Genomic DNA, 19352 nt, shown 5'->3' on the forward strand with positions numbered 1-19352 from the left:
AATCACAAATGCAATAATCGGGACCATCATGTCCCACACCCTCACTCGCCGCTCCCTCGCGCTGGCCCTCGCCGGCGCGGTCGCCCTGCCGTCGCTGTCTTTCGCGCAGGCCTATCCCGCCAAGCCGGTCACCGTCGTCGTCGCGTTTGCCGCCGGCGGCAACAACGACCTGCGCGCGCGGCAGCTGGGCATCCCGGTGGCCGCCGCCCTGGGCCAGCCGCTGGTCGTCGACAACAAGCCCGGCGCCAGCGGCAACATCGGCCACGACTTTGTCGCCAAGGCCGCGGCCGACGGCTACACGCTGGGCATAGGCGCGATGGGGCCGCTGGCGGTGAACCCCTCGCTGTATCCCAAGCTGAACTTCGATCCGCTGAAGGACTTCACGCCCATCGTGCTCATCGAAAAGGCGCCGCTGGTGCTGGTGACGCGCGCCGACAAGCCGTACAAGAGCGTGCAGGACGTGGTCGCCGCCGCCAAGGCCGCGCCCGGCAAGCTGACCATCGGCAACGCCGGCCCCGGTGGCGCACACCACTTGAGCGGAGAGCTGTTCGAGCAGGCTGCCGGCATCACCACGCTGTCGGTGCCGTACAAGGGCGGCGGTCCCGCGTCGACCGCGTTGCTGTCCGGGGAGATCGACATGATGTTCGAGCAGACCTATGCGGCGCTGCCTTCGCTGCAAGCCGGCAAGACGCGGGCCCTGGCCGTGACCAGCGCCAAGCGCCTGCCCAGCCTGCCGGATGTGCCGACGATGACCGAGCTCGGTTATCCGCAGGTGGTGGTGTCGAACTGGCTGGGGCTGGTCGGGCCCAAGGGCCTGCCGGCGCCGGTGGTGGCCAGGCTCAATGACGCCTTCAACAAGGCGCTGGCCTCCCAGGACATCCGCGAGAAGATCACCGGCCCGGGCAACGAGGTCGGGGGCGGCACGCCGCAGGAGTTCGCCTCGTTCATCGCCGCGGAGAACCAGCGCTGGTCGGCGTTGGTGAAGAAGGCGGGGATCAAGCTGGATTGAGCGCAGGCGGGGAAGCCGCGGTTCGCTGCGCTCACCACGGCCTACGGGGCAAGCCCGTCTTGCATGACGACCGTAGGCCGTGGTGAGCGCCGCAGGCCGAACCGCGGCTTGCGGCCCCCTACCGCGCCAGGTTGCGCAGCGCTTCCCCGCGCAGCCAATGCGCCAGGTTCTCCAGGAAAATCTCCGCCACCCGTTCCTCGTTCGCATTCGAAAACCCCGCGCTGTGGGGCGTGGCGATCACGTTCGGCAGGTCCCACAGAGGCGAGTCCTTCGCCAGCGGCTCGTGCGCGAACACGTCGAGATAGGCGCCGGCCAGGCGGCGTTCGCGCAGTGCTTCGACCAGCGCGGCTTCGTCGATCACCTCGCCCCGCGCCACGTTGACCAGGCCGCAGTGCGCGGGCAGCAGCGCAAGTTCCTTCGTGCCGATCATTCCGCGCGTCTGCTCGTTCAGCGCACAGGCCAGCACCAGCCAGTCGGCCGAGGGCAAAGCGTCGTGCAGCGCCATCCCTCCCTGGCGCCGCACCACCACGACCTTCAAGCCGACGGCTTGCAGCAGCCGCCCGATCTCCTGCCCGACAGGCCCCCAGCCCACAACCACCGCGGTCTGCCCTTGCAGGTCCCGCGGCAGGCCGCTCGCAATCAGCGGCGCCCAGCGATGCTCGCGCTGTGCCGCCAGCAGCAGCGGCCAGTGCCGCGCCAGCGCCAGCAGGCCGAGCACCGCGCTTTGCGCCACCACGGGCGCGTTGGCGCCGGACGAGGTCGTCACCTGCACGCCGCGCTGCAGCAGCTCCTGGTAGATCGGCCGGTCGACGCCGGCGGAGTGGATATGCAGCCAGCGCAGGCCGGGGGCCGCGCGCAGCGCTTCGTAGGCCCGTTGCGTCGCCGGCAGCACCTTGTGCTTGGTGGAAAGTCCGGTGACGTCGCGCGAGACGAAGGCGATGTCGGCTTCCGTAGCCCGCGCTTCATCGAAGGAGATGAGCTCGTGTCCGGCGAGCGGCGGCCCCAGCTTCTGCGCCGCCACCCGCGACAGCAGGATGCGCAGCGGCGCAGTCACTCCGCGGTGGCCCCCGACTCGCGCACGACCACCTTCCACTTCTCGTATTCCTTGTGCACGAACTGGCCGAACTGCTCCGGCGGCCCGCCCACCGGGTCCGCGCCTTCGCGCACCATCTGCGCTTCCAGCGCGGGCAGTGCGTCGTTGACGGCCTTGTTCAGCGACGCGACGACGGCATCGGGCGTTCCCTTCGGCGCGAAGAAGCCGAACCAGGATCCGGCCTCGAAGCCCGGGAAGCCGCGCTCGGCGACCGTCGGCACGTCCGGCATGGAACGGGAGCGCTTCACGCTGCTGACCGCAATGGCGCGCAGCTTGCCGGCCTGGATGTGCTGGATCACCGAGGGAATGGTGGCGAACATGAACTGCACGCGCCCGGCCAGCAGGTCGTTCAGCGCATCGGCGCCGCGGTATGGCACGTGCGTGGTCTCGATGCCGGCGCGTTTGCTCAGCATGTAGCCCGAGAGATGCGAGGAGGTGCCGATGCCGGTGGAGCTGTAATTCAGCTTGCCCGGCTGGGTCTTCGCGTAGGCGATGAATTCCTCGATGGTGTTCGCCGGCAGCGACGGGTGCACCACCAGCACGTTGGGCACGTCGGCGATCTGCACCACGGGCACCAGGTCCGTGAGCGGATTGATGTTCAGCTTCTTGTACAGCGAAGGGTTCACCGCCATCGGCCCCACCGAGTTGACGATCAGCGTGTAGCCGTCGGGCGCCGCGCGCGCGGCCAGCTCGGTGCCGATGTTGCCGCCGCCGCCCGGCTTGTTGTCGATCAGGAAGTTCTGCTTGTAGCGCTCGGTCAGCTTCTGGCTCACCGCGCGGGCCAGGATGTCGGTGGTGCCGCCGGCGGTGAAGGCGACGATGATGCGCACCGGCCGCGCCGGGTAGTCCGCCGGTTGCGCCCAGGCCGCGGGCAGGGCGCAGGCGGCCGTCGCCGCGAGCAGGCTCCTTCGATTCAGCATGCAGGTCTCCTTCAGGTGCGGAAAGACGGGTCCAGCCGGTCCAGCTTGCGCAGCAGCGCGGGCCATTCCATCAGGCCGTAGGGGCGGCGCGTGCCGGGCTGGTAGTTGTTCCAGGTTTCCTCCAGCACCTCCTGCGGCACCGGCCGCAGCGGGGTGTTGCACGACATGGCGGCGATCTGCGAGCGGCAGGCCAGCTCGAGCCTGTGCGTCCAGTTGAAGGTCTCGCCGCAGGTGCGTCCCACCACCAGCGCGCCGTGGTTGCGCAGCACCAGCGCCTCGCGGTTGCCGAGGTCGGCCACCAGCGACGCCTTCTCGCGGTCGTTCAGCACCACGCCTTCGTACTCGTGGTAGCCGATCTTGAGGAAGCGCATGGCCGTCTGCGTGATGGGCAGCAGGCCGCAGTCGAGCGCCGACACCGCCATCGACGCCCAGCTGTGCGTGTGGATGATGCAGCCGACTTCCGGCCGGGCCTCGTGCACCGCGCTGTGGATCACGTAGCCGGCCTTGTTGATGCCGTAGTTCAGCGCGCCGAAGTCGGGCTTGGACAGGATCTCGCCGGCCAGGTTGACCTTGATCAGGCAGGAGGCGGTGATCTCCTCGTACATCATCCCGTAGGGATTGATCAGGAACGATTCCTCGCCGGGCACGCGCGCCGAGATGTGGTTGGCCATCATGTCGGACATGCCGTAGAGGTCCACCAGGCGGTAGCAGGCGGCGAGGTCGACGCGGGCCTGCCACTCTTCGGGGGAACAGCGGTCCTTCATGGACGGGAAGCTCAGGACACCGGGGTTCATCGCAAGGACTCCTTGGCGCAACTGCCGCGAATGTGCCACAGGAAGCGCGCCTTGCGCCGCAGGGAAAACAGTGCCCCGACTTGCAAGTTGCTGATGGCTTCTTGCAGCGATTGCATCAGTGGCGAGGGTGGTTTCAGGGTTTGTCCGCGCACCTGCTGCGGCGGCGCGCGCCTACCGTCAAGTCTGGCCTTTCCACCGGAGCTGTCCGTGCGCCGCATCCTCCTTCTCGCCGCGATCCTGCTGCCGATCGCATCGCCCGCCGAAGTCACGCGCTTCGACATCGTGCAACGCGTGCCTGCCTTCGAGGGCCGCAGCTTCGGCAACGTCGGCCCCTACGAGCGCATCACCGCCAAGGCGACCATCGCGGTGGACCCGGCCGATCCGCGCAACGCGGTCATCGCCGACATCGCGCAGGCGCCGCGCAATGCCGCCGGCCGCGTCGAGGCGACGGCCGACGTCGTGCTGCTGCGGCCCGTGGATCCGGCGCGCGGCAACGGCACGCTGCTGGTCGACGTGCCCAACCGCGGCCGCAAGCTGGCGCCGCAGCTGTTCGACGACGCGGCCCAGCCCGGCGCCAACAACGCGGAGAAGGCCGCCGATGCGGGCCTGGGCTTCCTGCATCACCAGGGCTACACGATGGCGTGGATCGGCTGGCAGGCGGACATCCCTTCGGCGCCGGGCCAGCTGGCCCTGGCGGCGCCCGTCCTGCAAGGCGTGACCGGACCGGCGCGCGACGAATTCCTGTTCGACCACCTGCGCTCGCCGGCGACGGCGACGCTGGCGTGGCCGATCGCCGATCCGGCCTCGCTGGCCGTCACGGTGCGATCGAAGTGGGACGCCCCGCGCGAGAAGCCGGCCGGCCTGGCGATCCGGGCGACCGGCGCGCAGACGGTGGAGATCACGCGGCCGGCCGGCGGCTTCGATGCGGGTGCGCTGTACGAGGTGACGTATGTCGCGCGCGACCCGGTGGTGCTGGGTCTCGGCTTCGCCGCGACCCGTGACGTCGCCGCCTTCCTGCGGCGCGACGGCAGCGGCGGCAATCCGCTGGCGGCCAACGGTCGCAGCAGCGTGCAGCGCGCGATCGGCTTCGGCGTGTCGCAGTCCGGCCGCTTCCTGCGCGACTTCCTCTGGTACGGCTTCAACGAGGACCTCACGGGCGGCAAGGTGTTCGACGGCCTGATGCCGCACGTGGCCGGCGCGCGCCGCATGGCCACCAACTTCCGCTTCGGCCAGCCGGGCCGCAACGCGCGCCATCCGCAGGACCCGGCGTGGCAGGCCGACCTGTTCCCTTTCACCTATGCCACGCTGGACGATCCGCTCAGCGGCAAGCGCGACGGCCTGATGCAGCGCTGCGCGCGCAGCAACACCTGCCCGCGCGTGATCCAGACCGACAGCGAACACGAGTGGTGGGCCTCGCGCGCGTCGCTGCTGGTCACCGATCTCGCCGGCAACCATCTGGACCTGCCGGCGGACGTGCGCGCCTACATGATCGCCGGCACGCCGCATTTCGCCGAGGCCAGCGACAAGCTGCGCAGCGCGCCCACGATGGCGCTGCCGGTGAACCCGATGCATGCCGGCCCGCCGATGCGGGCGCTGATGGTGGCCATGCAGTCCTGGATCACGAACAACGTCGAGCCGCCGGCGAGCCGCGTGCCGATGCGCGCACACGGCACGCTGGTGCCGGCGGCGCAGGCATTGCCACATGCGGTGCCTGGCTTGCCGTATGCGGCGATCTACACCGGCGCAGCGCATACGGATTCGTCGGTGTTCCCGGCGAAGATCCTCGGCACCTATCCGGTGTTGGTGCCGCGGGCGGATGCGGACGGCATGGCGATTGCAGGTATCCACATGCTGCCGCTGGCGGTGCCGCGCGCGAGCTACACGGGCTGGAATCCGCGGGCGGAGGGCTACGGGGCCGGGACGTTGTTCCCGCTGCAAGGCGCGGTGGTGCCGTTCGCGGCAACGCGGGCCGAGCGCGAGGCGGCGCGGGATCCGCGGCTGTCGCTGGCGGAGCGGTATGCGGACAACGCGGCGTATCTGGCCGCGGTGCGGGCGGCGGCGAACGAGATGGTGGTGGAGAGGTTGCTGTTGCCGGAGGATGCGCAGAGGGCGGTCGAGGCGGCGGAGAAGGATCAGTTGGCGCGGTTGCGCTGAACGCGCAAGCGCTGGGGTCGCTTCGCGAACCCAGCCTACGGGCAAGTGGTGGGTTCGCGAAGCGACCCCACCATGCCCAAACCTCACCCCGTCACCCTCAACCCGCCACCAACTGCATCACCGCCCGCGCAAACACCTCCGGCCTCTCCTGCGGCAGGTTGTGGCCCGCGCCCGGCACGACGTGGTGCTCGCGCGGACCGGCAAAGCGATGCGCGTGCGCCGACGCCGAAGCCGGCGAACGCACGCCGTCATCGGCGCCGTCGAAGGTGATCGCGGGCACCGTGATCGCCGGCTGCTGCGCGAGCTGCCGCTCGATCTGCGCATAAGCCGGATCGCCCGCCACCAGGTTGTAGCGGTGCCGGTAGGAATGGATCACCACGTCGACGAAGTCCTCGTTGTCGAAGGCGGCGGCGCTGCGTTCGAAGGTGGCGGCGTCGAAGCGCCAGGTCGGTGACCACGTTTCCCACAGCAGCTTCGTCAGCGCGCGGCGATTGCGCCGCAGGCCTTCGCGGCCGCGTTCGGAATGGAAGTAGTACTGGTACCAGAGCTTGCGCTCCTCGTCGGGCGCGCTGGGCTCCAGCGCCTTGGCGTGGTCGAAGATGTTGTAGCTGTTGAGCGAGACCAGCCCCGCACAACGCTGCGGCCACAGCGCCGCCACCACACAGCACGCGCGGCCGCCCCAGTCGTAGCCGGCGAGCACGGCACGCGGGATGGCGAGCGCATCCATCAGCGCCAGCAGGTCCGCGCCCAGCGCCGCTTGCTCGCCGGAGCGCGGCGTCGCTGCATCCAGGAAGCGTGTAGGCCCGTAGCCGCGCAGGTAGGGAACGATCACACGGCAACCCGCTGCCGCCAGGAGGGGCGCGACTTCCGCGTAGGCATGGATGTCGTAGGGAAAGCCATGCATCAGGAAGACCGGCGGGCCGTCGGCCGGCCCGGACTCGTGGTACGCGATGGCCAGGACGCTGGCGTCCACCGTGCGCACGGGCTGCATCGCGTTCATCGCGCCGGCCCGTTCTCGCCCCGCCCCATCGACAGCGAAAGTCCGTACCAGCCCGCGACCGCGCCCGGCGCCGCGCCAAGCGCTTCGAGCGCCGCCGGCGCGAGCTCCTTCTCGCCCAACGCCTCCAGCGTCTCGCGCTCGTACCCGCACACGATGAAGATCCAGTCCGCGCTGCGGTCGGCATTGCCGCGGATCCTCTGCTCCGTCGTGGGCGCGATGGCCGGCGTGTCGGTGCGCAACAGGTGCGCGCCGCCCAGGCCCGCGCGCAGGGGCAGCTCTTCGATCAGCGCGCGCAGTGCGCCTTGCAGACGCTGCGCCTCGCCCTCGCGCGGCGACAGTCGCAGCGTCATCGCATGCCGTGAAACGCCCGCGCCATGCGAGTGCAGCACCCGCGCCTGGCTGCGCACCATGTTGCGGTGATGCGGCATCAGGCGCGTCGACCAGGGCGTGGGCGCATTGAGGCGCGCCACGTAGGCGGGCGAGCTGAGCGCCCCGTGGTCCTGCAGCTCGTAGAGGATGAAGAAACCTTCGCCGCCGTCCACCGCCGACCAGCGCGAGGCGCGCAGGAAGCCGGGCTGCGCGAGCCGCTCGGGAAAGTGTTCGTGCGAATGCCAGTGTTCGAACTCGGCGCGCATGTCGGCCGCCATGTCCCACCACATCGCCAGTGCGGAATCGCCCAGGAGTGCCATCGTCGTTTCTTCCTTGGTCAGGCCGCGCGCGTCGCGCTGCGGCGAAGCAGCGGCGAACTGTTCGCCGCCACCGCGAGCTCGCCCGCGGCTTGCACCAGCGGCCGGCCGAGTTCCTGCATGCGCGCGGCGCTCAGGCGTTGCAGCGGCCCCGCGATGGTGATCACGCCGGCCGCCTCGCCGCCGCGCCGCAGCACCGGCGCGGCCATCGCGCTCATGCCCGGCGCATACATTTCCAGCATCAGGCTGAAGCCGCGCTTGCGGTCTTCCTCCAGCTTCTTCATCAGCGCCTTGAAGGTCGTGGGCGCTTTCGGCCCGTACTCGCGCGGCGCGCCGAAGCCCTGGCGGGCCACGAGTTCGGTCGCACGCTCCTCGCTCAGCGTCATCAGCCACGCATGGCCGCCGGCGCTGCAGGACAGGCGCACGTCGATGCCCATGTCCGGGTCGTAGCGGAGGCCGCCGCGCGCGCCCTGCGCCTTCGCGACGAAAGTGAGGCGGTCGCCGTCCACCAGCGCGAGGCGCACCAGTTCGCCGGACTCTTCGGCGAGGCGGTCGATGATGGGTTGCGCGATGTCGACGATGCCTGCGGCGCCCAGGAAACTCAGGCCCAGGGCTGGGAGGCGCGTGGTGAGCGTGTAGTCGCCCATCTCGCGCAGCTGGCGAACGTAGCCGCAGCGCACCAGGTCCGCCAGCAGGCGGTGGCAGGCGCTGCGCGGCACGTTGAGTTCATCGGCCAGGGCGGCGAGCGCCAGCCCCTCGGGCTGGGAGGCCAGGGCTTCCAGGATGCGCAGCGTGCGATCGACCGTGCCCGTGGGGCCCGCTTCCGAGTTCATCATGCGAAAAGAGATTCCGGTCTGGAACGATGTTCTGACCCTCTGCCTATCATGCCGCACTTTCCCACAACAGCCATTCGGAGACAACGCATGAAACTCATCACCCGCCGCAGCCTCGTCGCGCTTGCCATGCTCGCCGCGGCCGCCGGTGCCGGCGCGCAGGACATCCAGGAACGCACGATCAAGTTCGGCCACCTGAACAACCCCGACCACCCCACCAGCCTCGGCGTGCGCAAGTTCGCCGAGATCGTGGCGGCCAAGACCGGCGGCAAGATCAAGGTGCAGGAGTTCCCGTCCTCGCAGCTGGGCAACGAGCTGCAGCAGCAAGCGGCGCTGCAAGGCGGCGTGCAGGAGATGCTGGTCGCCTCCACGACCTCGCTGAACGGCATCGTCAAGGAGTTCGGCCTGCTGGACTTCCCCTTCCTGTTCGCCAACGCGAAGCAGGCCGACGCGATGGTCGACGGGCCCCTGGGCAAGGCGCTGGCCGCCCGGCTGCCGGAGAAGGGCGTGATGGTGCTGGGCTTCTTCGACCTGGGCTTTCGCAACGTCACCAACAGCAAGCACCCGATCACCAAGGGCTCGGACCTCGAAGGCCTGAAGCTGCGCGTGATCCCCAACCCGGTGTTCCTGGAAACGTTCAAGACCTTCAAGGCGAACCCGGTGCCGATGGCGTTCGCCGAGCTGTACGGCGCGCTCGAGAACAAGGCCGTGGATGGCCAGGAGAACCCGTTCGCGGTGATCGCTTCGAGCAAGTTCTACGAGGTGCAGAAGTACGTGAGCGGCACCAACCACGTCTACGCCACCAACCCGATGCAGATCAGCAAGAAGTTCTGGGACAAGCTGTCGCCGGTGGAGCAGAAGATCCTGCAGGACTCCGCCATCGAAGCGCAGAACTGGCAGCGCGTGGTCAGCCGTGAAGTGTCCGGCAAGGCCTTGACCGAACTGACCGGCAAGGGCATGGTCTACAACGACATCGCGCCGGCCGAACTGGCCAAGATGCGCGTTGCCGTGCGCCCGGTGTACGACAAGTTCTCGGCCGCCTACGACCCGGCCATCGTGACCCTGTTCAAGTCCGAGCTGGATCGCGTTTCCAAGCTCTGATGCGAAGCGGTGCTGCCGTGAAATTCCTGGTCCTGCACGGCCCGAACCTGAACCTGTTCGGCCGCCGTGAGCCGCACATCTACGGCCACACCACGCTGGCGCAGATCGACGCGCAGCTGGCGGCGCTGGCCGCGGAGCTGGACGTGCAGCTGGAAACGATCCAGTCGAACCACGAGGGCGTGCTGATCGACTTCCTGCACAGCCACATCGACGCGGCGCAGGGCGCCCTGGTCAACCCGGCCGGGTTGACCCAGCACGGCGTGCCCCTGCATGACGCGATCAAGGCGATGCCCTTCCCGGTGATCGAAGTGCACATGTCCAACATCGCCGCGCGCGAGAGCTGGCGCGTGCACTCGATCATCTCGCCGGCGGTGAAGGGCACCATCCAGGGCCTGGGGCCGCTGTCCTACCTCATGGGACTGCGGTCACTGGCCGCGCTCGCCGCACAGTCTCGCTGAAGCCAGGCGCCTGCGGGCGCCTGCGCCTACCTCAGCGTAGGCGAACATGAGGGGCGGGCTGCCACCCACGCGCGATTCGGACGATTCCGACAGGGCGCGGGCGACGGGTTCCTACGAACTTCCGGTGCCTGCACAGCCGACGATCCGTGCCACATCAACCAGTCGTTGAAGGGCACCTCCGTCATGCGCCGCATCGCTCGCTCGCTCTGCCTGTTGGCAACCTGCCTCCTGCCCCTGCTGTCGCTGGCGGATAAGCAGACGGTCTGCACCATCACCATCAACTCCGCGGACGAGAAGGAAGCCTTCCGCCGTTCGCTCCCGGCCGACAAGTACCAGTTCGTCGAACTGGTCGAGAAGGGCCGCAAGGACTGGCTGCAGTCTTCCTGCGAAGCCAAGGTCTCCTGCGACATCCTGGTCATCTCCGGGCACCACGGCGAAGGCAACGTGTTCTTCTCCGACTCGCTGACCCGCAACGAGTACCTGCCGGTCGAGGAGCTGGAGCGCGTGTCCTGCTCCGGCTCCTGCCCCATGTTCGAGCACCTGAAGGAGGTCTACCTCTTCGGCTGCAACACGATGAACTCGACGGCGCAGCACACCATCTCGGGCGAGATCGCGCGCAGCTATTCGCGCGAGGGCAAGTCCGCCGACGAGGCCGCCCGCCTGGCGCGCCTGCTGGGCCAGCAGCGCGGCGAAAGCAGCCGCGACCGCATGCGCCTGTTGTTCAAGGACGTGCCGGTCATCTACGGCTTTTCCGGCGTGGCGCCGCTGGGCCAGACGGCCGGCCCGCTGCTCAGCCGCTATTTCCAGGGCGCGGGCAGCTCCGAGATCGGCAAGGGCCGCGCGAGCGGTGGCCTGCTGCGCCAGTTCTCGTCGCACAACCTGGTGGCTGCCAGCGGCATCCGCGACGGCGATCCGCTGCAGCCGCTGCGGCAGGACGTGTGCAAGTTCGCGGACGATCGCATGTCGCCCGCCGACCGCGTGACCGCCGTCCATGCGATGCTGAAGCGGCCGACCGCCGAATCGCGCCTGCTGCTCGATCGGATCGAGGAACTCACCGACACGCTGACCGCGAGCGTGCGCAAGCAGCCTGAAGTGGCGAAGGCACTGGATGCCGTCGTTGCGGACACCGCCGCGCGCGACCGCTACCTGGCCTTCGCCCGCGATGCCGACGAACCGGTGACCCGCGCCCGCATGATCGACGTGGCGCACGATTTCGGCTGGCTTTCCACCGGCCAGCGCAAGACGGAGCTCGTGGCCATGCTGGGCGACGTGATGGCGCGCAAGGAAGTGGCCGCGCCGGAAGTGGACCTGGCCTGCACCCTGAACAAGAGCGGCGAGCTGAATGGCGCGCTGGATGCGCAGGCCGGCAAATCCGACGCCGCCGGCCATTCCGCCTTGCTGGCCTGCCTGGGCAACCGCGAGGCCCGTGAACGCGTGCTGGCGCGCCTCGCGAGCCCCGCCGACGCGGACGTGCGCATCGCGCAGGCCTACCTGCGCCATCGGCCGCTGCAGGAGGCGACCGAGCTGCGCGGCATGACGCAGGCCATCGCCCGCATGAGCGCGCCCGACGCGCAGACCCGCGCGCTGGACGTGCTGGCCCGGCATTACCTCTCCGACCGCGAAACGGTCGACACGCTGCGCCAGCTGTTCGCCAAGACGCGTTCGGCGCCGGTGCAGAACGCGATTGCCGGCGTGCTGATCCGCGCCGACAAGAAGTCCGTGGAAGCGGGAGAACTGTTGCGCACGCTGAAGGAAAACCGCGTGAAAACGTCGCCGGGCGACAACATGGTGGATGCGCTGATCCACCGATTGCAGGAATCTTCCTGATTTCCGCCTGCCCGAGCTAGCGCCGGTGGCCCCGGCGCTGCAGAGCCAGGGGGGTGTGGAATACTGGCCGCCTTCGCGCGCGGTTCCTCTTCCATGCACCTCCTGTCGCTCTCCCGAAAGCTGGCCCTGCTGGCCTGTGTGGCCGCTGCCATGGCCGTGCAGGCCGCGCCCAGGACGGTGTGCACCATCACCGTCAACTCGCCCGACGAGCGCGACAGCTTCAAGCGCAACCTTCCGCCCGGCGACTACAAGTTCGTCGAACTGGTCGAGCGCGGCCGCCCCGACTGGCTGGCGTCGGCCTGCCAGCAGCAGGTGCAGTGCGACGCGCTCATCATCTCCGGCCACTTCGATGGCGGCGACGAGTTCTACACCGACCGGCACGACCAGAGCGAGTACCTGGCCGTCGAGGAAATGGAACGTGCCTCGTGCAGCGGCTCCTGCCCCGGCGTGTTCGCCAACCTGAAGGAGGTCTACCTCTTCGGCTGCAACACGCTCAAGCCGGAAGCGCGGCAGACGGCCAGCGAAGACATCGTGCGCGGCATGTTGCGCTCGGGCCGATCGCCCGGCGAGGCGCTGAAGGCGGCCGGTGTGCTGGGCGATCTCTATGCGCGCAGCAACCGCGACCGCATGAAGCACATCTTCAAGGACGTGCCGGTCATCTACGGTTTCTCCTCGCTGGCGCCCCTGGGCCGCACCGCCGGGCCGCTCCTCGACAAGTACTTCCAGACGGCGCCGGCCACCGAGGTGGGCAGCGGCCAGGTGAGCAGCAAGCTCATGGGCGCGTTCTCGAACACCGCGCTGGTCGTCACGCCGGGCCTGGGCGATGCGGACCCGCAGGCGCAGGTGCGCCGCGACGCCTGCCAGCTGCTGGACAACCGCACGACCGATGCGCAGAAGGTCGCCTTCCTGCACCAGGTGCTGCAGCGTGATGCGGCGGAAGTGCGCATGTTCCTGTGGCACCTGGAGCGCTTTGCCGGTTCGATCAAGCCCTTGCAGCGCCTGAAGCCGGACACGGCGGCGGAGTTCGACAAGCTCGCCGGCGACCAGGCTGCGCGCAAGCGCTTCATGGACTCGGCGCGCGACGCCGACGATTCGAACGTGCGCATGCGCATGGTGGCCCTGGCTCGCAACTTCGGCTGGCTGACGCCGGAGCAGGAGCAGGCGGAACTGGTGCGCACCATCGCCGACCAGATCGCGCGCGACCGCGTGGGCCGCGACGAACTGGAGATCGCCTGCGCCGGCGGCGCGCGCGAGCGCAAGGATCCCGCGCTCCTGGCCATGGCAGCCGGCGCCTTGAAGTCCGGCAAGGTGGCACCGGCCGCGGCCATGGCCTGCCTGGGCAACGCCGAGGCGCACGCGCGCGTGGTCAACGCCATGACCAGCGCGAAGGCCGAGGACATCGACATGGCGCGCGCCTACCTGAAGCACCGGCCTCTGGCGGCGGGCGACCTGCGCAGCATCGCCGCGGGCATCGCCCGCATGCCGGCCTCCGACGCGCAGGTGGTGGCGCTGGAGACGCTGGCGCAGCAGCGCCTGGCCGACCCGGACAGCCTGCGCGAGATCGCGCGCCTGTTCCCGCTGACGAAGTCGGTGCAGGTGCAGCGCGCGATCGCCAAGGTCCTGATCCGCTCGGACTACCGCGTGCTCGGAGCGCCGCAGCTGGCGCAGTCGCTGAAACAGAGCCGCATCAAGTCGCCGGATGGCGATGACGTGATCGACGCGTTGATTCGGGTGCTGCAGCAAAGCTAAGGCACCCACCCAGCGGGTCCGGGCCGAAGCCAGGAAGGTCTGGAAGGGTGTCGGGCGGACAGGTGAGAATGGCGATCCGCGCGCGCGCCGATCCAGGCGGCGCGCCGGAACAACGTACAACATCACCCGAGACATTCCCCCCATGTTCAAGAAGTCCCTGGCGGCCGCCGCCACCTTGCTCTTCCTCGCAGCCAGCGCCCACGCCCAGCTCACCGACACCGAACAACGCATCATCGCCGCCGTCAAGCAGCGCACGCCCGCGGCCCTGGAGCTGCTGGAGAAGTCGGTGCGCATCAACAGCGGCACGCTCAACCCCGAAGGCGTGCGTGCCGTCGGCGAGATCTACCGGGCGGAGCTCGATGCGCTGGGCTTCAGGACGCGCTGGATCGACATGCCGCCGGACATGAAGCGCGCCGGCCACCTGGTGGCGACGCAGCAGGGCGGGCAAGGCAAGCGCGTGCTGCTGCTGGGCCACCTGGACACCGTGTTCGAGAAAGCCAGCTCCGTGCCGCTGTGGGAACGCCAGGGCGACCGCGTGCGCGGCCAGGGCGTGAACGACATGAAGGGCGGCGACGTCATCATGATCGAGGCGCTGCGTGCGCTCAAGACCGTGGGCGTGCTGGACCGGGCCAACATCGAGATCATGTTCACCGGTGACGAAGAGCGCGGCGGCCAGCCGCTGGAGGTGGCGCGCGCCGACATGGTCGCGATGGGCAAGCGTGCCGACTACGCCCTGTCGTTCGAAGGCAGCGCCCGCTTCGACGGCGTCGACACCGCCAGCATCGCCCGCCGCTCCTCCGGTGGCTGGACCCTGCGCGTCAAGGGCAAGCCGGCGCACTCGATGGGCGTGTTCTCGGCGCAATCGGGCTATGGCGCGATCTACGAGACCGCGCGCATCCTCAATGCCTTCCGCGAACAGGTGATCGAGCCCAGCCTGACTTTCAACCCGGGGCTGGCCTTCGGCGGCACCAACATCTCCTATGCCGAGGACACCGCCACCGCCAGCGCCTTCGGCAAGTCCAACGTGATCGCGCGCGACGCCGAGGTGTTGGGCGACCTGCGCTACCTGTCGCCCGAGCAGGGCGAGCGCGCGCGCCAGAAGATGACGGCGATCGTCACCACGGGCAACCTGGCCGGCACGTCGGCGACCATCAGCTTCAAGGAAAGCTACCCGCCGATGCCGCCCACCGAGGCCGGCCGGCAGTTGGCGGACCTGTATTCGAAGGCAAGCCAGGAGGCGGGGCTGGGCCGCATCGGCCTGCTCGATCCGTCGCTGCGCGGCGCGGGCGACGTGCAGTTCATCGCGCCCCACACCGTGGGCATCGACGGCCTCGGCGCCGCGGGCCGCGGCTCGCACACCGACGACGAGGACCTGGAGATCGCCTCGATCGAACGCGGCGCGATCCGTGCGGCGATCCTGATCCACCGGCTCACGCAGCCGGCCGCGCGCTAGCCGGTGTCCATGCCAAGAAGAGGCAGCTCGTCTCCTGCTCGCCGCATGCGCTTTTTTCTCTTGTTGCTGCCCGTGATCGCCGGCGCACAACCCGTCCCGGGTGGCTTCGCGCTGGGCATGAACGCAACGCAGTTGCAGCAGGCCGACCCGGCCCTCAAGCGCGTGCCACACCCGGCGCGCCTTTCCGGCGGACTGGCGGGCATCTGGTCGGGCGGCGACGTCCGGCTGGGCGAGGTGGCCCTCACGCCGACGTTCTTCCTTGCCGAAGGCGAACTGCGGCGCGTCGAGTACCTCGCGCACGACGGCCTTGCCGCCACCTATGCGGCGCTGCTGGCCTGGGCGCGTGGCATGTGGGGCGCGGAGCTGGCTTCCAATGCGCCGGAGGGCGCTTACGCGAGCTGGGACACGCCGGAGCTGCAGGCCTACCTGCAGCGGACCGTCACGCCGCGCGGCGAGCAGGTGCGGCTCGTCACGCGGAAACGCGCGCTCAAGGATGCCGGCGAGCTCTGAGCCTCACCCGAACGTGAACGCATAGGCGTGCGCGCCGGGATCCAGGAACTCGATCTCGAACACCCGCTCGCCGCCAGACTGCGGCTGGCGCACCAGCTGGTAGAGGCGATGGCTGTCGATGGTGCCCATGCCGCTTGCATCGACGTCGGTGCCGCCCGCGGCGCCCGGCGCCTGGCCATCGAGCCGCACGCGAAAGCGCACGGGGCGGCCATCGTCGCCCGGGCCCAGCACGAGGTGCAGGTCGCGTGCCTGGAAGCGGTACACGATGCGGCTGCCGGCCCGCTTCGCCTCGGCGGCTTCATCGCCCACGTTCCACAAGCCGGCCAGCGTCCATTGGTTCAGGCGCAGGGCCGAGGCCGCCACGTATTCGTGGGACTGCCCGGCACGCAGGCCGCCGGCGGCGGAGCGGAAGCCCTCGCTGCGCGCCGCGCCGACGTAGGTCTCGGTCGATGCCGCCGGCTGCGTCCCCGGCGCCGCTTGCGTGCCGGTGCCTTGCGGTGCGACCAGGCTGGTGGGCACGTTCTGCCGCCCGGCCTCGCGCAGCAGCTGCTGGATGACGCGCTCGGCTTCCGCGTAGCCGCCTTCCCCCACCTGGCGGCTGCGCACGCGGCCGGTGGCATCCACGAAGTACAGCGAGGGCCAGCCCTGCACGCCGAACGCGCGCCAGATGCTGCGCTGGCTGTCGACCGCCACCGGAAAGTTGATGCCCAGCATGGCGGCGGCGCGTTCCACGTTCGCCGGCCGGTGCTCGAAGCCGAACTCCGGCGTGTGCACGCCGACGACCACGAAACCGAGCTCGCGGTACTTGTCCGACCAGGCGCGGATGTAGGGCAGGGTGCGCAGGCAGTTGATGCAGGAGTAGGTCCAGAAGTCCAGCAGCACCACCTTGCCGCGCAAGGCTTCCGGCGCCAGCGGCGGCGAGTTGACCCACGACACCGCGGAGCCCAGCGACTGGAACGGCGACGCCGCGGCTGCTTGCGCGCGGGCTTCACCGCCCCAGTGGACGCAGGTGAAGGCGATGACCAGCGCGAACAGGGCGGCCAGGAGTTTCAGGGTGAGCTTGTTCATCATTGCGTTCCGGCCCGTCGGTTGCCTGCCGGCCAACATCATGCGAGAGATCGGGTCGCCCTGCTGCCCAAGTGACAATGGCGCATCCATACGCTGCGAGGCCCCCATGCGCAAAGACCCCCTCACACCCGCCGGAACCATCCACCGCCACGCGCTCGAAAGCCAGGTGCTGAAGACCAACCTGCTGGGCGACCCCACCCGCCGCAGCGTGGACGTCTACGTGCCGGCCGGCCACGACGGCCGCGGCCTGCCCCTGCTGGTCGACCTGGTGGGCTTCACCGCCGGCGGCCCGGCGCACACCAACTGGAAGAACTTCGGCGAGAACGTGCCCGAGCGCCTCGACCGCCTGATCGCCAACGGCGACATGCCGCCGGTGGTGGTCGCCTTCCCCGATTGCTTCACCCGGCTCGGCGGCAACCAGTACGTCAACTCGGCCGCGATGGGTCGGTGGGACGACTTCCTTCTGACAGAAGCCGTGCCCTGGGTCGAAAAGGAATTCGGCTGCGGCGGCGCGGGCCGGCGCGGCGTCTTCGGCAAGTCGAGCGGCGGCTACGGCGCCATGGTCCACGCGCTGCTGCACCCGGACTTCTGGAGCGCGGCGGCCGTGCATTCGGGCGACATGGGCTTCGAGCTGCTGTACCGGCACGAATTCGTTCCGGTGTTGCGCGCGCTCGCCAAGCAGCCCGATCTCGCGCAATGGGTGGACGACTTCTGGCAGGCCAGGAAGCCCAAGGACAGCGACGTCCACATCCTGATGATGCTGGCGCAGGCCGCGAGCTTCGATCCCGATCCCTCGGCGCGCTACGGCCTGCGGCTGCCGGTCACGCTGGACACGTGCGAGATCGTTCCCGAGCGCTGGGCGAACTGGATGGCGTGGGATCCGCTCACGCTGGTGGAGCGGCATGGGCGCGGCCTGAAGGCCTTGAAGGCGCTGTACATCGATTGCGGCGACGTCGACCAGTACAACCTGGTCTACGGCGCGCGGCGCATGCACCAGCGCCTGTCGCAGCTGGACGTGCCGCATCTCTACGAGGAGTTCGCGGACGACCACACGGCGGTGGACTACCGCATGGACGTCAGCCTGCCGGTGCTGGCGAAGGCGCTGGCCTGAGCCTGTCTCAGCTCAGGTGCTTGCCGACCAGCCCGGTCATCTCGAACATCGTGACCTCGTCCTTCCCCATGACGGCCTTGAGCTTGTCGTCGCAGAGGATGTTGCGCTTGTTGGCCGGGTTCTGCAGCTTGTGCTGCTTGATGTAGTCCCACAGCCGCTTGGTCACCTCGGTGCGCGGCAGGGGATCGGGCCCGATCACGGCGGCCAGCTGCGGGCTGGGCTTCAGCGCCTTCATGAAGGCGGACGGCTTCTGGGTGGGTTCGGATGGCTTCATGGACTCCCTCTGCTACAAAACCCGGCAGCATACTCGCCGGGACCGGCGGTGGGGCTCACTTCCCGAACATCCGCGTGACGTGCTGCCAGCCGCGCTGGAAGAAGCCGGCGCGTTCCACGTCGGCCTGCGCAACCAGCGGCGCTTCGCCGATGGGCTTGCCGTTGGAAGTGGCAACCACCTTGCCGATGACGGCGCCCTTGGCGACAGGCGCTTCCAGGTCCGGCTTGATCTGCACCGCCGTCTGCACCTGCTGGCCGCGCGGCACGGTCAGCGACCAGGGCGCGGCGAGCGCGGCGGTGACCGTGTCGGCCTTGCCGAACGCCACCTTGGCCGTCGTCGGCGCGACGTTGGCCGTGGCCTTCTCGAAGTTGGCGAAGCCCCATCCGAGCAGCGTGCGCGTCTGGTCGGCGCGCGCCTGGGCGCTGGGGGTGTTGAGGATGACGGTGATCAGGCGCATGTTGTTGCGCTTGGACGAGGTCACCAGGCAGTAGCCGGCGTCCTCGGTGTGGCCGGTCTTCAGGCCGTCCACCGTGGGGTCGGTGTAGAGCAGGGCGTTGCGGTTGCCCTGCTTGATCTTGTTGTACGTGAAGTCCCGCTCGGCGTAGATCGGGTAGTACTCGGAGCTGTCCTTGATGATGGCGCGCGCCAGGATCGCCAGGTCGCGCGCCGAGGCCTTGTGCGCGGGGTCGGGCAGGCCGGTGGCGTTGACGAAGTTGGTGTGCGTCATGCCCAGGCGCTTGGCTTCGGCGTTCATCAGCTTGGCGAAGCCTGCCTCGGAGCCGCCCATGTGTTCGGCGATCGCCTTGGAGGCATCGTTGCCCGACTGGATGATGATGCCGCGCAGGATGTCGATCACGGTGGCCTGGCCGTTGAGCGGCAGGTACATGCACGACTCGGTGCTGGAGCCGCGGCACCAGGCGGTCTGGCTCGTCGTGACGAGCTCGTCCTTCTTCAGCTTGCCCGAGCGCAGCGCCTGCTCCACCAGGTAGCTCGTCATCATCTTGGTCAGCGACGCGGGCGGCAGCGGCTCGTCCGGGTTGGCCGAAGCGAGGACCTCGCCCGAATCGAAGTCCATCAGCAGCCAGGCCTTGGCGGCCAGCACGGGCGCGCCGCCGCTGACCGCGGTCTGGCCGGCGGCGGGTTCGGGGGCGGAGGCCGCGGCTGCGGCGGGCTTGGCCTTGGCCGCGGGCTTGGCCGCGAGGGAGGGCGCGCTGGCCGACAGGGCGGCGGCGCCGAGGGCGAAGGCGAGGGGCAGGAGGAAGCGACGTTGGAATTTCATGGGGTTCACAGGAGGCGGACCGACCATTGTCGC

Annotated in this window: 18 protein-coding genes; 9 read left to right on the forward strand and 9 right to left on the reverse strand. The window is 69.4% G+C overall.

Annotated elements, in window-relative coordinates:
* Positions 1 to 28 precede the first annotated feature (28 nt).
* Complete coding sequence (locus tag LZ009_RS05825; protein WP_275696920.1) at positions 29 to 1009, forward strand: Bug family tripartite tricarboxylate transporter substrate binding protein; 981 nt, start codon at positions 29 to 31, stop codon at positions 1007 to 1009.
* A 118-nt stretch (positions 1010 to 1127) separates the two neighbouring features.
* On the opposite strand, the gene LZ009_RS05830 is transcribed toward LZ009_RS05825, so the two are convergent.
* From LZ009_RS05830 to LZ009_RS05840, 3 genes are read right to left on the reverse strand one after another with little or no spacing between them, the layout of a single operon-like run.
* Complete coding sequence (locus tag LZ009_RS05830) at positions 1128 to 2063, reverse strand: D-2-hydroxyacid dehydrogenase (RefSeq protein WP_275696921.1); 936 nt, start codon at positions 2061 to 2063, stop codon at positions 1128 to 1130.
* Positions 2060 to 3022, reverse strand: coding sequence for a Bug family tripartite tricarboxylate transporter substrate binding protein (locus tag LZ009_RS05835; protein WP_275696922.1), 963 nt, complete (start codon positions 3020 to 3022; stop codon positions 2060 to 2062). Before LZ009_RS05835 ends, LZ009_RS05830 begins: the two co-directional genes overlap by 4 nt.
* 11 nt (positions 3023 to 3033) lie before the next feature.
* Positions 3034 to 3816 carry a class II aldolase/adducin family protein gene (locus LZ009_RS05840; protein ID WP_275696923.1) on the reverse strand — a complete coding sequence of 261 codons (783 nt, stop codon included), beginning with the start codon at positions 3814 to 3816 and terminating at the stop codon, positions 3034 to 3036.
* Positions 3817 to 4023: 207 nt separating this feature from the next.
* On the opposite strand from LZ009_RS05840, the gene LZ009_RS05845 reads away from it, so the two are divergent.
* The gene (locus LZ009_RS05845; RefSeq protein ID WP_275696924.1) at positions 4024 to 5970 is read left to right on the forward strand and encodes an alpha/beta hydrolase domain-containing protein; all 1947 of its coding nucleotides are present in this window, start codon (positions 4024 to 4026) and stop codon (positions 5968 to 5970) included.
* Between the two features lie 97 nt (positions 5971 to 6067).
* Here LZ009_RS05845 and LZ009_RS05850 read toward each other — a convergent pair whose 3' ends face one another.
* From LZ009_RS05850 to LZ009_RS05860, 3 genes are read right to left on the reverse strand one after another with little or no spacing between them, the layout of a single operon-like run.
* Positions 6068 to 6970: an alpha/beta fold hydrolase gene (locus tag LZ009_RS05850; protein ID WP_275696925.1), complete on the reverse strand. Its 903-nt coding sequence runs from the start codon at positions 6968 to 6970 to the stop codon at positions 6068 to 6070.
* Complete coding sequence (locus LZ009_RS05855; RefSeq protein WP_275696926.1) at positions 6967 to 7659, reverse strand: DUF4286 family protein; 693 nt, start codon at positions 7657 to 7659, stop codon at positions 6967 to 6969. The genes LZ009_RS05850 and LZ009_RS05855 overlap by 4 nt, the downstream gene beginning before the upstream one ends.
* A 17-nt stretch (positions 7660 to 7676) precedes the next feature.
* The gene (locus LZ009_RS05860) at positions 7677 to 8492 is read right to left on the reverse strand and encodes an IclR family transcriptional regulator (RefSeq protein WP_275696927.1); all 816 of its coding nucleotides are present in this window, start codon (positions 8490 to 8492) and stop codon (positions 7677 to 7679) included.
* An 87-nt stretch (positions 8493 to 8579) separates the two neighbouring features.
* Here LZ009_RS05860 and LZ009_RS05865 point away from each other — a divergent pair, with 87 nt between their 5' ends.
* The 6 genes from LZ009_RS05865 to LZ009_RS05890 all read left to right on the forward strand — a co-directional run bounded on the left by LZ009_RS05865 (position 8580) and on the right by LZ009_RS05890 (position 15587).
* A complete protein-coding gene (locus tag LZ009_RS05865; protein ID WP_275696928.1) occupies positions 8580 to 9590 on the forward strand; it encodes a TRAP transporter substrate-binding protein in 1011 nt (336 codons plus the stop codon).
* A 17-nt stretch (positions 9591 to 9607) separates the two neighbouring features.
* Positions 9608 to 10048, forward strand: coding sequence for a type II 3-dehydroquinate dehydratase (locus LZ009_RS05870; RefSeq protein ID WP_275696929.1), 441 nt, complete (start codon positions 9608 to 9610; stop codon positions 10046 to 10048).
* 183 nt (positions 10049 to 10231) lie between these two features.
* Entirely contained in the window at positions 10232 to 11875 is a 1644-nt protein-coding gene (locus LZ009_RS05875; RefSeq protein WP_275696930.1) for a hypothetical protein, read from the forward strand.
* A gap of 93 nt (positions 11876 to 11968) precedes the next feature.
* Entirely contained in the window at positions 11969 to 13624 is a 1656-nt protein-coding gene (locus LZ009_RS05880) for a hypothetical protein (protein ID WP_275696931.1), read from the forward strand.
* Positions 13625 to 13766: 142 nt separating this feature from the next.
* A complete protein-coding gene (locus tag LZ009_RS05885) occupies positions 13767 to 15077 on the forward strand; it encodes a M20/M25/M40 family metallo-hydrolase (protein ID WP_275696932.1) in 1311 nt (436 codons plus the stop codon).
* A gap of 45 nt (positions 15078 to 15122) precedes the next feature.
* Entirely contained in the window at positions 15123 to 15587 is a 465-nt protein-coding gene (locus LZ009_RS05890) for a hypothetical protein (RefSeq protein WP_275696933.1), read from the forward strand.
* Positions 15588 to 15590: 3 nt separating this feature from the next.
* On the opposite strand, the gene LZ009_RS05895 is transcribed toward LZ009_RS05890, so the two are convergent.
* A complete protein-coding gene (locus tag LZ009_RS05895) occupies positions 15591 to 16655 on the reverse strand; it encodes a redoxin family protein (RefSeq protein ID WP_275696934.1) in 1065 nt (354 codons plus the stop codon).
* A gap of 106 nt (positions 16656 to 16761) precedes the next feature.
* On the opposite strand from LZ009_RS05895, the gene LZ009_RS05900 reads away from it, so the two are divergent.
* Positions 16762 to 17766 (forward strand): alpha/beta hydrolase, encoded by a 1005-nt coding sequence (locus LZ009_RS05900; RefSeq protein ID WP_275696935.1) that lies wholly within the window; start codon positions 16762 to 16764, stop codon positions 17764 to 17766.
* Positions 17767 to 17773: 7 nt separating this feature from the next.
* Here LZ009_RS05900 and LZ009_RS05905 read toward each other — a convergent pair whose 3' ends face one another.
* Positions 17774 to 18040, reverse strand: coding sequence for an SWIB/MDM2 domain-containing protein (locus tag LZ009_RS05905; RefSeq protein ID WP_275696936.1), 267 nt, complete (start codon positions 18038 to 18040; stop codon positions 17774 to 17776).
* 55 nt (positions 18041 to 18095) lie between these two features.
* Positions 18096 to 19319, reverse strand: coding sequence for a D-alanyl-D-alanine carboxypeptidase family protein (locus LZ009_RS05910; RefSeq protein WP_275696937.1), 1224 nt, complete (start codon positions 19317 to 19319; stop codon positions 18096 to 18098).
* Positions 19320 to 19352 lie beyond the last annotated feature (33 nt).

This window comes from Ramlibacter paludis (assembly GCF_022012305.1).
Lineage (GTDB): Bacteria > Pseudomonadota > Gammaproteobacteria > Burkholderiales > Burkholderiaceae_C > Ramlibacter > Ramlibacter paludis.